We start from the raw sequence: 12,436 nt of genomic DNA on the forward strand, positions 1-12,436 counted from the left end.
CCCTCATGACTGCCCCCCACGCTTCCTCCAATTTCGATCAGGCCGAGCTGGACAAGTTCGCCGCGCTGGCCAACCGCTGGTGGGACGCTGATGGCCCGCAGAAGCCGCTGCACGCACTGAATCCGGTGCGCCTGAAGTACGTGGCCGACCGCGTGCCGCTGCGCGATGCCCGCGTGCTGGACATCGGTTGCGGCGGCGGTCTGCTGAGCGAGGCGCTGGCGCAGGCCGGTGCCGACGTCACTGCCGTCGACCTGGCCCCGGAACTGGTCAAGGTCGCGCGCCTGCACGCGCTGGAAAGCGGCGCCAAGGTCGACTATCGCGTACAGGCCGCCGAGGATCTGGCCGCCGAGCAGCCGGGCAGCTTCGATGTGGTCACCTGCATGGAAATGCTCGAGCACGTGCCGGATCCGGGCGCGATCATCGAGGCCTGCAAGCGTCTGCTGAAGCCGGGTGGCCACCTGTTCCTGTCGACCATCAACCGGACTGCCGCCGCCTTCGCGGTGGCGATTGTCGGCGCCGAGTACGTGGCGCGGCTGCTGCCCAAGGGCACCCATCACTACCAGGAATTCATCAAGCCGGCCGAGCTGGCGCGCTGGCTGCGCGAGGCCGACATGCAGCTGGTGGATGTCAGCGGCATGGCCTATGAGCCGTGGCGCAACCGTGCCCGCCTGAGCAGCCGCACCGACATCAACTACCTGGCCTTCGCGGTCAAGCCGGAATGAGCGGCGCAGGCTTCCCCCGCGCGGTGCTGTTCGATCTGGACGGCACCCTGCTGGACAGCGCGCCGGACTTCGTCGCCACCTGTGATGCGATGCTGGCCGAACGTGGCCGCGCACCGATCGATCCGGCGCTGCTGCGCCCGGTGGTGTCGAAGGGCTCGCGCGCCATGATCTCGGCGGCTTTCCCCGAGCTTGACGCTGCTGCGCGCGACGCGCTGATCCCGGAATTCCTGCAGCGCTATGAAGCGTTGATCGGCCAGAACGCGGTGCTGTTCGATGGCGTGGCCGGCATGCTCGCCGCGCTGGATGCCGCCGGTACGGTGTGGGGCATCGTCACCAACAAACCGGAGTATCTGGCGCGTCTGATCGTGCCGCAGTGCGGCTGGCAGCAACGCTGTGCGGTGCTGGTGGGCGGTGACAGCCTGGCCGAGCGCAAGCCGCATCCGCTGCCGCTGCTGCACGCCGCGCAGGCGATCGGCATCGCTGCCGAAGACTGCGTGTACGTGGGCGACGACGAGCGCGACATCATCGCAGCACGTGCCGCGATGATGCCGTCGGTGGCAGCGCTGTGGGGTTACCGCCTGCACAGTGACGACCCGCTGGCCTGGCAGGCCGACGTACTGGTCGAGAATGCTGGGCTTCTGCAACTGGCCAGCCTCTGGCCGACCCGGCCGGCAACCCCGGCCCAGCCGTAAGGAATGACGTAGTGAGCAGTACCGCGCTGGACAGTTTCCTCGACAAGTGGCGCAGCCGTTGGCCGGAATGGTCGGTGGCCGCCCCGTTCGTGGCCGAATCGCAACGCGAGCTGGCAGTGGCGTGGTTCGCGCTGCTGCAGGAGTTCGACGACATGCTCAACACAGGCGGCGATCCCTTGCCGGCCGATGCCAAGCTGGCCTGGTGGGGCGAGGAGCTGCGCAGCTGGGCTGCGCACCGGTCGCGCCACCCGTTGGGCCGCCTGCTTGAGCCGGTGCGTGCACCGTGGGCGCAGCTGGCCGAGGCCCTGCCGGATCTGGTTGAAGCGCGCACGGTCGCGCTGGATGCGGCCAGCGCCGAGCGCGCGCTGGCCAACTACGCCGACGCGGTTGCCGCGGTGGAAGCGGCGCTGTTCAACGACACGCCGCGCACCGGCGCCGGTCGCGCGGTGCAGCTGCAGACCCTGGCCCAGCGCCTGCAGGACGCCGGCGTGGCCGGTGTACCGCGCAGCCTGTTGGATGAGGATTCCAGCACGGCCGCGCAGCGCTGGGCGCAGTACCTGTTGAAGGGGTGGGGCAGCCGCGTGCCCGGTCCGCGCCCGCGCCGCGTGTGGTCCAGCCTGGCGCGCGCACGCGTGGCCGCGCAGGCCGCAGGCAAGCCGATTGAAGCGACACCGGTGCGCACGCTGTTGCGCGTGTGGTGGGCGGCGCGCGGTTGATCCCGGGGCTGCGGTCTAGAAGTTCCGCACTGAATCGATGAGGGTGCCCAGGGCTTCCACGTCCAGCGTACTGCGCGATGCGTCGCACACGCCACGATGCTGGCTGTCGGCAGCGTCAACAATGCGGATCCAGGCGTTGCAGATGTCTTCGCATGCCGTGGTGTCGATGAAGCCCGAGCGCTGATCCAGCGCATTGAAACCTTCGGCGAAGGCGACGCCGGCCGACGCCAGCGCCTTGTGCAGTGCGGTGGGAGTGCCTGCCAGTGTGGCCACGGCTTTCAACGCATCGGTATGTGCCTTGCGGTACAGCGCCACCGCCTTTTTGACCTGTGTGGGCGTGATGTGCGCGGCGCCTTCCCAGTCGCGGAAGGGATTGTCCAGGTTGGCCGCGCGCCATTCCGGCCTGCGCGGTTGCCGTACATCCAGCACCAGGCCGGCATCAGCCTGTTCCTGGAACGCCTGCTTGACCTGCGTTGCCAGCGCGACGGGGATGCTGTCAAGCGACAGGCTCAGCAACTGCGGCCACTGCGATGGCGCCGGAAAACGTGCATCGTCCGGTGGGAACACATCGAGCAGTTTCAGGTGTTCCAGTGACGCCAGTTCACCCAGCCGCGGCAGGTTGGCCAAGGTGCAGGGGGCGCCGTGCACCGTCAATGCGCGCAGCCCCGGCAGGCGTTCAGCAATCCGTGCTGCGTCCAGCTGCCGCATGCCGTGCAGCGTGATCTGCTGCAGATCGGGCAGGCCGGACCAGTGCAGGCCGGGATCGGTGCAGAACACATCGAGCCAGCGGCCGCCGTGGTCATCATGGATGACCAGATCCGGACTGGCAGTGCCACGCAGGATCAGCGTATCCAGGTCACCGTTGAGATGGATCGCGTGCATGCCGGTGACGTCGACGCTCAGGCGCGACAGCGCGGTGCCGCGTACATCCAGGACCGCGTCCTGCGCGCAGCAGATGATCAGCTGGTGGATCAAGGGGCGCGTCTTCAGCCAGTCCAGCAGGCCGGGCACCGGCACGTCGATATCCAGGTTGGTGAGCACCGGCATCTGATTGAACAGCTCCAATGCGGGTGCAGCGTTCATGGCCGTACCCTGCAGCGATGACGCGCCACGCACCACCGAGAAGCCTTTACCTTTGAGAATGACGGTGTCGTCGTAGCGGTCCCGCGCCTTTTCCTGCTTGTAGGCGCGGGTGATGGTCGGGTCCAGCGTGTTCCAGGCCTGTTGCTGCTGCAGGCAAGCACCATCGGGCCAGTTGCCGTGGCTACGGACCTCGCCACGCACCATCGGTTCGCGCCAGCCGATGTGCGTGATGGCGGAGGGCAGATCGTGGCCGACCCAATGCAGCTCGTGCTTGTTGTTCCAGCCCATGAAATCGAGCATGGCTGGCTTCAGGTCGGGCAGCGTGGCGGCATCGGGCGGGGTCTGTGCCCACCAGTCCAGCAGCAGCACGGCATGGCCGTCTTCGTCATCATGATGGGTGAACTGGAACGCGAAGCAGCGATCGAAACGCAGATTGCGCGCGGTGTAGATGTCGCCGGGCCTGGGCATTGAACGTCCTTGTCTGATAACGGCCGGGGGGGGGGGGCGGTGGCACCATGCATGCCGACATGGGGGCCTTTGCGTGGGTTATTTCCGCTCCAGCACCAGCAGCGGGTCGATGCGGGTATCGAACCAGTTCATGCCCCAGTGCAGGTGCGGGCCGGTGGCACGCCCGGTGGCGCCGACCGCGGCGATCACCTGGCCCTGTTCCACCCGGTCGCCGACCTTCACGTCGATGCGCGACAGGTGCAGGAAGTTGGAGCTGACCCCGAAGCCGTGGTCGAGCAGCAGCGTGCCACCGGTCAGGTACAGGTCCGGGCCGGCGAAGGTGACGATGCCGGCGGCCGGTGCCTTCACCGGGGTGCCGGTCGGCACCGCGATGTCCATGCCGGAATGACCTGCGCCGGGCTGTCCGTTGTACACGCGTGCGTTGCCGAAGCGGCCGCTGATGCGGCCCTGCACCGGCCAGATGAAGGTCTGGGTGAAGTCGGTGCGATCGTCATCGCGGGCACGCGCGGCGGTCACCTGTGCCTGTTCGCGCTTGATCCGCTCGGCAATCGCCGGCGGCGGGTTGACCGTCTTCGGCGGCACGCCGTTGACCCGCTCGGTGGGCCAGTCGCGCGGGGTCACCGCAATGGTCGCGGTCTCGCTGCCACCATCAGGGCGTTGCACCTGCACGCGCAGCGGACCCTTCTCGTCGCGGCCGATGCCGAACACCACGCTGCCATAGCCGCTCACCCGCAGTTGGCGGCCGGCGTACTGCACGCGGCTGCCGGCGGGTACCTTGCCGATCACCAGTGCGCCCTGCGATGCGCTGGCCGGGAACACCACGCGGCTGTCGATCAGGCTGCCGATGCCGTCCTGTGCCTGCGCCGACGGTGCGGTGAACAGGGGCGCGGCCACCAGCAGCGCCCCGATCAGAAGTGCGGAGCGCATCAGCGGTCGTAGGTCATGCGCTGGCCGGCCGGCTCGCCCACCAGTTTGCTGCCGTCCCACACCAGTTGGCCATTGACCCAGGTGGAGGCCACGCGCGAACGGAAGGTGGTGCCTTCAAACGGCGACCAGCCGCACTTGGACAGCACGTCCTCGCGCTTGACCGTGAACGGCACGTCCTCGACCAGCACCAGGTCGGCGAAGTAACCCTCGCGCAGGAAGCCACGTTCTTCCACGTCGAACAGCTGCGCCGGGGCGTGGGCGAACTTCTGTACCACCTGCTCGCGGGTCAGCTTGCCCTCGTGCACGCGCTCAAGCGCAGCCACCAGTGCGTACTGCACCAGCGGCAGGCCGGACGGCGCCTGCGCGTAGGGCTTCTGCTTTTCTTCCCAGGTGTGCGGCGCGTGGTCGGTGGCCAGCACGTCCAGCACGTCATCGGCCAGCGCGGCGGTGATCGCCTCGCGGTCGGACACTTCCTTGATCGCCGGGTTGCACTTGATCAGGTTGCCCTTGGTCGCATAGTCCGGGCGCGCGAAGTGCAGGAAGTGCACGCAGGTTTCGGCGGTGATCTGCTTGCGGCTGCCGTCGGCGCGGATCAGCGGACCCTTCTCGAACAGCGCCAGCTCATCGGCGGTGGAGATGTGCAGCACATGCAGGCGGGTGCCGTGCTTGCGCGCCAGCGACATCGCCAGGCGGGTCGACTTGATGCAGGCCTCGCGCGAGCGGATGTCCGGATGCATGTCCGGGGTCAGCGCATCGCCGTATTTCTCCTGGAAGGCCTTCAGGTTGGCGTCGATCATCGGCGTGTCTTCGCAGTGCGTGATGATCGGCGTCGGGCATTCGCGGAAGATCGCGTCCAGCGTTTCCGGATTGTCCACCAGCATGTTGCCGGTGGAGGCGCCCATGAACACCTTCACGCCCGGGGCCTTCTTCGGGTCCAGCGCACGGATGGCGTCCAGGTTGTCATTGCTGGCGCCGTGGTAGAAGCCGTAGTTGGCCCAGGCGCGGCCGCGCGCGAGCTCGTATTTGGCTTCCAGGATGGTCGAATCCAGTGTCGGCGGATTGGTGTTGGGCATGTCCATGAAGCTGGTCAGGCCACCGGCCACCGCAGCTGCCGATTCGCTGGCGATGTCGCCCTTGTGGGTCAGGCCCGGTTCGCGGAAATGCACCTGGTCGTCGATCATGCCAGGCAGCAACCAGCGTCCGGCTGCGTCCACCACCTGCTCGCCGTCGCGCGGCGCCAGCCCGTTGCCGATCTGCGCGATGCGGCCGTTCTCGATGCGCAGGTCGCCGTCGAAGGTGCGGCCTTCGTTGACCATGCGGGCGTTGGTGATGAGGGTGGAGGACATGTCAGTGTTTTCCTGTGCAACGGCAAGAGGGGGCGTTGGGGGACTCGGGCACGGGGTCGAAGCCGCCGGGATGGAACGGGTGGCAGCGGCCCAGCCGGCGCGCAGCCAGCCAGCTTCCGCGCAGCGGGCCGTGCCGCGAGATGGCGTCCATCGCGTATTCAGAACAGCTCGGCACGAAACGGCAGCGTGGCCCCAGCAGGGGGCTGATGAAGCGCTTGTAGAAGCGCAGCAGGGCAATGAGCAGGCGCGAGATCACCCAGTCATCTTATGCCAGTTGGCATGAAGGCCGCATTTGTGCAGGATGGGCCGTTGGTCGCATGTCGCCGATGGCCTGCGATCGGTACCAGTACCTTCGGGTGCTGGCCAGGTTCCGTACCGCGCAAGGCGGTCCGTGTTCGTCGGACTGCCTCCAAGGGCGCCTTGACTCCAGGACTGAATGGAGCAGGGGCCCGAGGTTGCTGCTGCGGGTCGGGTAGGCTATAAAGGCCCGCTTTCCCGGGCCCCGGGGAATCCAAGGAAGAGCGTTTCGTGGCTGCTAAAAAAACTGCAAAGAAGGCCGCAACGGCCGCCAAGAAAACCGCCAAGCCTGTTGTGAAGAAGTTGGCGGCAAAGCCCGTTGCCAGGAAACCGGCCAGCAAGCCGGCGACCAAGGCAGCGTCCTCGCAACCGGCGGCCAGGAAGGCCACCGCAAAGAAAGCGCCGGCCAAGGCAACCAAGCCGGTGGCGAAGAAGGCCGCTGCACCTGCCAAGGCCAAGCCTGCCGCTGCCAGCAAAAAGGCACCGGTGGTGAAGAAGGCCGCCAGCAAGGCCGCACCGGTGAAGAAGGCCGCTGCCAAGCCGGTGGCGAAAAAGGCAGCAGCCAAGCCGGCGCCGAAGGCGGTGGTGAAGAAAGCTGCGGTCAAGCCGGTCGCCAAGCCCGTAGCAAAGAAGGTCGCCGCGGCTAAACCGGTCGCCACGCCTGCCGCTGTAAAGAAGGTTGCCAAGAATGTTGCCGCGCCGGCCGCAAAGCCAGCCCCGGCCCCAGTAGTGAAGTCCGCACCGAAGCCTGCTGCCAAGCCGGCTCCGGCCAAGCCTGTCCCGGCCAAGACCGTGGCAGTGGCAGCAGCCCAACCGGCCTCCAAGCCGGCCCCTGCAGCCGCTTCTGCCGCCTCGAAGGCCCCGCAATCCAAGAATCCCGTGCCCGTTTCGAAATCGCCTGCCAAAACCGCCGTGAAATCCGATTCCGCCCCGAAGACCGTGTCGCGCCCTGTCGGCAAGGTTGCCGTGGCCGTCGCCGCCCGCTCGGCGGCACCGGCCCCGCGCAGCAAGTACAAGGTGGTCGAATACAAGACCGACGAGGCCACTGGCCGCCCGATCCTGCCGGCTGGCTACAAGCCGTCCTCGGAAGAGGAATACATGAGCCCGCTGCAGCAGGAGTACTTCCGCCAGCGCCTGCAGAACTGGCGCGCGGACCTGGTGGAAGAGTCCAAGCAGACCATCGAGAACCTGCGTGAGGAAGTGCGTGACATCGGCGACGAAGCCGAGCGCGCGACCCGCGAGACCGAGAACTCGCTGGAACTGCGTACCCGCGACCGCTACCGCAAGCTGATCGGCAAGATCGACAGCACCCTGAAGCGCCTGGAAGCAGGCGACTACGGCTACTGCGTGGACACCGGCGAAGAAATCGGCCTGGAGCGCCTGGAAGCGCGCCTGACTGCTGAGCGCACCATCGACGCCCAGGAACGTTGGGAGCACCTGCAGAAGCAGCAGGGTGACTGATTCCTGATCGTTGTAGGGTCATGCGAAAAACCCGGCCTCGGCCGGGTTTTTTGTTGGGTTCGGGTTGGCTGCGAAGAGCAGCGCCTTCCGGGTATCGGGGTGAGCCTGCGGGTGGGTCCGGGCAGGACACGCTGCAAGTACATCCCTGTAAGCTCGGCCGCGGCATCCATGCCGCGGACGGTCCTGTCTGGACCCAGCCGCAGGCTCTCGACGCTTCCCTGCGTGCGCGGCCGATGTAGAAGCCGAGCCCACGCTCGGCTCAGGCCGAAGCCGGAGGGCAAGGAAGAGCAAAAGCAAAAGCAAAAGCAAAAGCAAAAGCAGCCAAGCACGGCTTGGCTCTACCAGGAGCGGTCAAGCGTGCGCTCGCGGCTGTTGGGTCCGCCTTGTAGCGAGCCGAGCACCGCAGGGGAATCAGGGGCGAAGAGTCGCGGCTGTCCTGTAGAGCCGACTGCTAGTCGGCTGGCTCTCCGCGCCGTCCCCTGATTCACCGAGGAGCACAGGGCACCGGCGCGCAGCGCCGGCTCGCGGATGGCGGCGTGTTTCTTTGGTGACTTTCTTTGCACGAGCAAAGAAAGTTACACCCCACCGCGGTCGCGGAAAGAGTCCGCCGGGCGCGGCCCGGCGCTACCGGTGCGTGGGCGCACGGAAATGCGCAGCCGAGCATCGGCTCGGCTCTACAGGTTCATTGCAGGTCGCGAAGATTCAACTTCCGCAGCGTCGGGTTCTTCCACGCGGTGATCCCGGCCACGCTCAGTACCGCGAAGCCGCCCAGCACCACGGCCGGCACCAGGCCCAGCAGCTTCGCCATCGTGCCTGCATAGAACGCGCCCAGCTCGTTGGACGAGCTGATGAAGATGCCGTTGATCGATGATACCCGTCCGCGCATTTCTTCCGGCGTGGCCAGCTGCAGGATGGTCGAGCGGATCACCACCGAGACGCCGTCGAACGCTCCGTAGAACAACAGGATCAGCGCCGACAGCCAGAAGTGCTGCGACAGCCCGAAACCGATCACGCACAGGCCGAAACCGGCCACCGCGAACAGCAGCACGCGGCCGGCATTACGGTGCAGCGGATGGCGTGCCAGCCACAGGCCCACGCACACCGAACCCAGCGCCGGCATGGCCCGCAGGATGCCCAGGCCTTCCGGGCCGTGGTGCAGGATTTCGTGCAGGAACGCCGGCAGCATCGCCACCACGCCGCCCAGCAGCACCGAGAACATGTCCAGCGCCATCGCGCCGACCATGATCCGGTTGCCGACCACGAATCGCGCGCCTTCGGCAATGCTCTTGAAGATGGGTGCGGCCGGACCGGAATGCACCGGCTCTTCCACCTTCAGTGTGGCCAGGCAGGCCATCGCCACCAGCGCGAAGCCGGTGGCTACCGCGTACGACAGGCCCTTGCCGCCGAAGCCGACCAGCACGCCGCCCAGCGCCGGGCCGGCGACCATGCCGGCCTGGAACACCACCGCACCCAGGCCGGCGCCGCGTGCAAACTGGTCACGGGCCAGCACCCGCGCGAACAGCGCGTTGTAGATGGGCGAGAGGAACGCACGGACCATGCCGGTCAGGGCGATTGCCGCATAGATCGGCCACACTCCTTCGAACGGCAGCCAACCGGTGGCGACGCCGGTCAGCACCAGCGCGGTGGCGATCAGCCCGGAACAGGCCACCATGCCCAGCCGGCGCCGTGGCAGGTGGTCGACCAGATAACCGGCGAACGGCGCGACGCAGAAGAACGGCAGCACTTCGGCCAGGCCGACCAGGCCCAGCGAGAACGGATTGCGGGTGACTTCGTAGATGTGCCAGCCGACGGTGACCGCCACCACCTGGTAGGACAGCATCGCGAAGATGCGGTAGGCCAGCAGCTTGGCGAAACCGGGCCGGGACAGCAGGCCCAGCGCGGTGTCCTCGGCTGTGGCTGGCTCGCTCACGACGGGTCGCGCTGCAGCTGGGCCTGCGCGGTCTCGCGGATGAAGGCCAGCATCGCCGCCACGCCGTTGCTGCGGGTGGGCGACAGATGGCGGGCCAGGCCGATGTCCTGGATATAGCTGGGCTCGGTGTCCAGGATCTCCTGCGCCGAGCGCCCGGAGTACACGCGCAGGGCCAGGAAGATCAGGCCGGAGACGATGGCCGAATCGCTGATGGCATGGAAGCGCAGCGACTGCGCGCTGCCTTCCGGCACGATCCAGACCATCGACTGGCAGCCCAGCAGGCGGTGTTCTTCGGTCTTCCATTCATCCGGGAAGGCCGGCAGCTTGCGGCCGAGGTCGATCAGGTACTGGTAGCGCTCGGACCAGTCGCCGAAGAAGCCGAATTCCTCGGCGATGGCGGTCTGGGCCTCGGCGGCGGTGGGTTCAAGCGGGAACGGGGAGTCAGTCACAACAGTCTCTACAGTGGGGGCGTGGCCGGCGCACCGGCCACGGGGCAGGGCAGGTCAGCCGCGCTTGCGCGACCAGCGAACGCCCTGCGGGGTGTCATCCAGCACGATGCCTTCGGCGGCCAGCTGGTCGCGGATGGCGTCGGCACGGGCGAAGTCACGCGCCTTCTTGGCCGCAGCGCGCTCGTCGATCAGGCTCTGGATGCGCGCATCGTCACCATCATCGCCGGCGGCGGTACCGAACCACTGCGCCGGATCGGCCTGCAGCAGGCCCAGCGCCAGGCCCGCACCGAGCAGCTCGCCCTTCAGGCGCGCCTGTTCGGCCGGATCGGTGGCACGGCGCGCGTCGGCGGCGATGCGCGCCACTTCGGCCAGCGCCTGCGGGGTATTCAGGTCGTCATCCAGGGTCGCCTCGACGCTGGCCGGGATCACCGCGCTGGCTTCGATCGACGCCAGCTCGCGCAGCGTGCCGTACAGGCGGTCCAGGGTGCGCACCGACTGCTCGATCAGCCCGTCGGTCCAGTCCAGCGGCTGCCGGTAGTGGGCCGACAGCAGGGCCAGGCGCAGCGCCTCGGGCGGATGCTGGCGCACCAGGTCGTGCACCCGCTCGATGTTGCCCAGCGACTTGCTCATCTTGGCGCCGCCGAAGTTGAGCATGCCGTTGTGCAGCCAGAAGCGGGCGAAGATCCTGCCGCCATGCGCGCACTCGCTCTGCGCGATCTCGTTTTCATGGTGCGGGAACTGCAGGTCAACGCCACCGGCATGGATGTCGATGGTCTCGCCCAGGTGGGCGGCGGCCATGGCCGAGCACTCGATGTGCCAGCCCGGGCGGCCACGGCCCCAAGGCGAATCCCAGCCGGGCAGGTCGTCGCTGGACGGCTTCCACAGCACGAAATCGCCTGGATCACGCTTGTAGGGGGCGACATCGACACGGGCGCCGGCCAGCATCTCTTCCGGATCACGGCGCGAGAGCTTGCCGTAGCCGTCGAAGCTGGCCACCGCGAACAGTACGTGGCCCTCGGCGGCATAGGCATGGCCGTTGGCGATCAGCTGCTCGATCATGGTGATGATCTGCGGCATGTGCGCGGTCACCTCCGGTTCGATGTCCGGCGGCACCACGCCCAGCGCGGCCATGTCTTCACGGTAGGCCGCGGCGAAGCGGTCGGTGATGGTGCTGATCGGCACGCCCTGCTCACGCGCGGCGTTGTTGATCTTGTCATCCACGTCGGTGATGTTGCGGGCGTAGCGCAGGGCGCCGAAGCGGCGCCGCAGAAGGTCGGCCAGCACCCCGAACACCACCGGGCCACGGGCGTTGCCGATGTGCACGTAGTTGTAGACCGTGGGGCCGCACACATACAGGGTCGGACAGGCCGGGTCGAGCGGGGTGAACGGTTCGAGCTGGCGAGTCAGGTTGTTGTGCAGGCGCAGGGTCATGGGGCTGTGGCTGGGGGACAAGCCTGTGATTTTAGAACGTGTCGGGACCCTTTGGGGGACGCCGATTGCCACCGGTGGACGCCGGCTCCACCCAGGGTGGGGTGGGCAGAAGCGGCGTGGACGGGTAATGTTCAGCCCCTTGCGCTCGCCACTGCCTACACTATTGCCGTGTCCTTGCTCCCGTCGCCAATGAAATCCACCGCGCTGCTGACCCTGGCCTGCCTGTCGGCGCTGCCCGCTGTGGTGCTGGCGCAGGAGGCCGAGCCGCGTAACCGGGTGGTGATCGTTGAGAACGTGAAGTTCGACTACGCCCAGGTACTGAATGTCGAACCGGTGTTCCAGACCCTGCGTGCGACCCGCACGGAAGAGCATTGCGAGCCGATCTCGACCCGCACCCTGGCCCCGGTCAATGTCACTGGCGAAGAGCCTGTGGAGGACAAGGGCAGGATCAGCCGTTTCTGGGACTCGGTGCGCTCGATGTTCAAGCGCAGTGACGAGGAGGTCTCCGAGGAGACTGCGGTGGAGACGCCAGCCCCGGCGCCGGCCAACAACGGCCCGATGCTGACCCGCGACTGCCGCATCGTGCCGGTGGGGCGTGAATTCCGCCGGCCCATCGCCTACGACGTGGATTACGTCTACAAGGGCACCAAGTACCGCTCGCGGCTGCCGGAAGACCCAGGCAACCGGCTCAAGATCCGGGTCTCGATCACCCCCTGGGTCGGCCCCGAGCAGGGCGCCGCCGGCAATCCCTGATTCTGCGCCCCCGGCCCCTTGCGCCGGCTCCGGCCACATGCAAAGATTGTCGGCCATGAAGCTCACCGACTTCCAGCACGACAGCAGCGCAGCCCGACAGGCGTCGGGCATGACCTCGCGTGCGCGTCGACCGGAACCCCACATCCTCGCTGGGTAACCGG

Annotated in this window: 12 protein-coding genes; 5 read left to right on the forward strand and 7 right to left on the reverse strand. The window is 67.5% G+C overall.

What is annotated here, in order from left to right; all coding sequences use genetic code 11:
• Window positions 1-5 precede the first annotated feature (5 nt).
• The 3 genes from ubiG to D7Y61_RS10955 are packed head-to-tail and all read left to right on the forward strand — an operon-like array spanning window position 6 to window position 2,130.
• Window positions 6-722, forward strand: a complete 717-nt coding sequence (gene ubiG / locus D7Y61_RS10945) for a bifunctional 2-polyprenyl-6-hydroxyphenol methylase/3-demethylubiquinol 3-O-methyltransferase UbiG (RefSeq protein ID WP_180866264.1) — start codon at window positions 6-8, stop codon at window positions 720-722.
• Window positions 719-1,414: a phosphoglycolate phosphatase gene (locus D7Y61_RS10950; protein WP_180866265.1), complete on the forward strand. Its 696-nt coding sequence runs from the start codon at window positions 719-721 to the stop codon at window positions 1,412-1,414. Before ubiG ends, D7Y61_RS10950 begins: the two co-directional genes overlap by 4 nt.
• Window positions 1,415-1,425: 11 nt before the next feature.
• Entirely contained in the window at window positions 1,426-2,130 is a 705-nt protein-coding gene (locus D7Y61_RS10955) for a squalene/phytoene synthase family protein (RefSeq protein WP_180866266.1), read from the forward strand.
• A gap of 15 nt (window positions 2,131-2,145) precedes the next feature.
• On the opposite strand, the gene D7Y61_RS10960 is transcribed toward D7Y61_RS10955, so the two are convergent.
• The 4 genes from D7Y61_RS10960 to yidD all read right to left on the reverse strand — a co-directional run bounded on the left by D7Y61_RS10960 (window position 2,146) and on the right by yidD (window position 6,210).
• Window positions 2,146-3,681 (reverse strand): hypothetical protein, encoded by a 1,536-nt coding sequence (locus D7Y61_RS10960; RefSeq protein ID WP_180866267.1) that lies wholly within the window; start codon window positions 3,679-3,681, stop codon window positions 2,146-2,148.
• Between the two features lie 78 nt (window positions 3,682-3,759).
• Complete coding sequence (locus D7Y61_RS10965; protein ID WP_180866268.1) at window positions 3,760-4,608, reverse strand: M23 family metallopeptidase; 849 nt, start codon at window positions 4,606-4,608, stop codon at window positions 3,760-3,762.
• Complete coding sequence (locus D7Y61_RS10970) at window positions 4,608-5,954, reverse strand: dihydroorotase (protein WP_010486624.1); 1,347 nt, start codon at window positions 5,952-5,954, stop codon at window positions 4,608-4,610. The genes D7Y61_RS10965 and D7Y61_RS10970 overlap by 1 nt, the downstream gene beginning before the upstream one ends.
• Before the next feature lies 1 nt (window position 5,955).
• Complete coding sequence (gene yidD, locus D7Y61_RS10975; protein ID WP_014037867.1) at window positions 5,956-6,210, reverse strand: membrane protein insertion efficiency factor YidD; 255 nt, start codon at window positions 6,208-6,210, stop codon at window positions 5,956-5,958.
• A 272-nt stretch (window positions 6,211-6,482) separates the two neighbouring features.
• Here yidD and dksA point away from each other — a divergent pair, with 272 nt between their 5' ends.
• Window positions 6,483-7,712 (forward strand): RNA polymerase-binding protein DksA, encoded by a 1,230-nt coding sequence (dksA, locus tag D7Y61_RS10980; RefSeq protein ID WP_180866269.1) that lies wholly within the window; start codon window positions 6,483-6,485, stop codon window positions 7,710-7,712.
• Between the two features lie 682 nt (window positions 7,713-8,394).
• Here the strand turns inward: dksA and D7Y61_RS10985 are convergent.
• The 3 genes from D7Y61_RS10985 to cysS are packed head-to-tail and all read right to left on the reverse strand — an operon-like array spanning window position 8,395 to window position 11,522.
• Window positions 8,395-9,642: an MFS transporter gene (locus D7Y61_RS10985; RefSeq protein ID WP_180866270.1), complete on the reverse strand. Its 1,248-nt coding sequence runs from the start codon at window positions 9,640-9,642 to the stop codon at window positions 8,395-8,397.
• Window positions 9,639-10,091, reverse strand: a complete 453-nt coding sequence (locus tag D7Y61_RS10990) for a SufE family protein (protein ID WP_180866271.1) — start codon at window positions 10,089-10,091, stop codon at window positions 9,639-9,641. Before D7Y61_RS10990 ends, D7Y61_RS10985 begins: the two co-directional genes overlap by 4 nt.
• A 54-nt stretch (window positions 10,092-10,145) precedes the next feature.
• Window positions 10,146-11,522 carry a cysteine--tRNA ligase gene (cysS, locus tag D7Y61_RS10995; protein WP_180866272.1) on the reverse strand — a complete coding sequence of 459 codons (1,377 nt, stop codon included), beginning with the start codon at window positions 11,520-11,522 and terminating at the stop codon, window positions 10,146-10,148.
• Between the two features lie 189 nt (window positions 11,523-11,711).
• Here cysS and D7Y61_RS11000 point away from each other — a divergent pair, with 189 nt between their 5' ends.
• Window positions 11,712-12,275 (forward strand): hypothetical protein, encoded by a 564-nt coding sequence (locus tag D7Y61_RS11000; RefSeq protein ID WP_180866273.1) that lies wholly within the window; start codon window positions 11,712-11,714, stop codon window positions 12,273-12,275.
• The last annotated feature ends 161 nt before the right edge of the window (window positions 12,276-12,436 follow it).

The sequence above is a fragment of the Stenotrophomonas maltophilia genome, assembly GCF_013464485.1.
Classification (GTDB): domain Bacteria; phylum Pseudomonadota; class Gammaproteobacteria; order Xanthomonadales; family Xanthomonadaceae; genus Stenotrophomonas; species Stenotrophomonas maltophilia_AW.

Excerpts from the sequence above, each read along its gene's own strand:
- ubiG (WP_180866264.1), top strand. The coding sequence starts at position 6 with ATGACTGCCCCCCACGCTTCCTCCAATTTCGATCAGGCCGAGCTGGAC.
- D7Y61_RS10950 (WP_180866265.1), top strand. The coding sequence starts at position 719 with ATGAGCGGCGCAGGCTTCCCCCGCGCGGTGCTGTTCGATCTGGACGGC.
- D7Y61_RS10960 (WP_180866267.1), bottom strand. The coding sequence starts at position 3,681 with ATGCCCAGGCCCGGCGACATCTACACCGCGCGCAATCTGCGTTTCGAT.
- D7Y61_RS10965 (WP_180866268.1), bottom strand. The coding sequence starts at position 4,608 with ATGCGCTCCGCACTTCTGATCGGGGCGCTGCTGGTGGCCGCGCCCCTG.
- D7Y61_RS10970 (WP_010486624.1), bottom strand. The coding sequence starts at position 5,954 with ATGTCCTCCACCCTCATCACCAACGCCCGCATGGTCAACGAAGGCCGC.
- cysS (WP_180866272.1), bottom strand. The coding sequence starts at position 11,522 with ATGACCCTGCGCCTGCACAACAACCTGACTCGCCAGCTCGAACCGTTC.
- D7Y61_RS11000 (WP_180866273.1), top strand. The coding sequence starts at position 11,712 with ATGAAATCCACCGCGCTGCTGACCCTGGCCTGCCTGTCGGCGCTGCCC.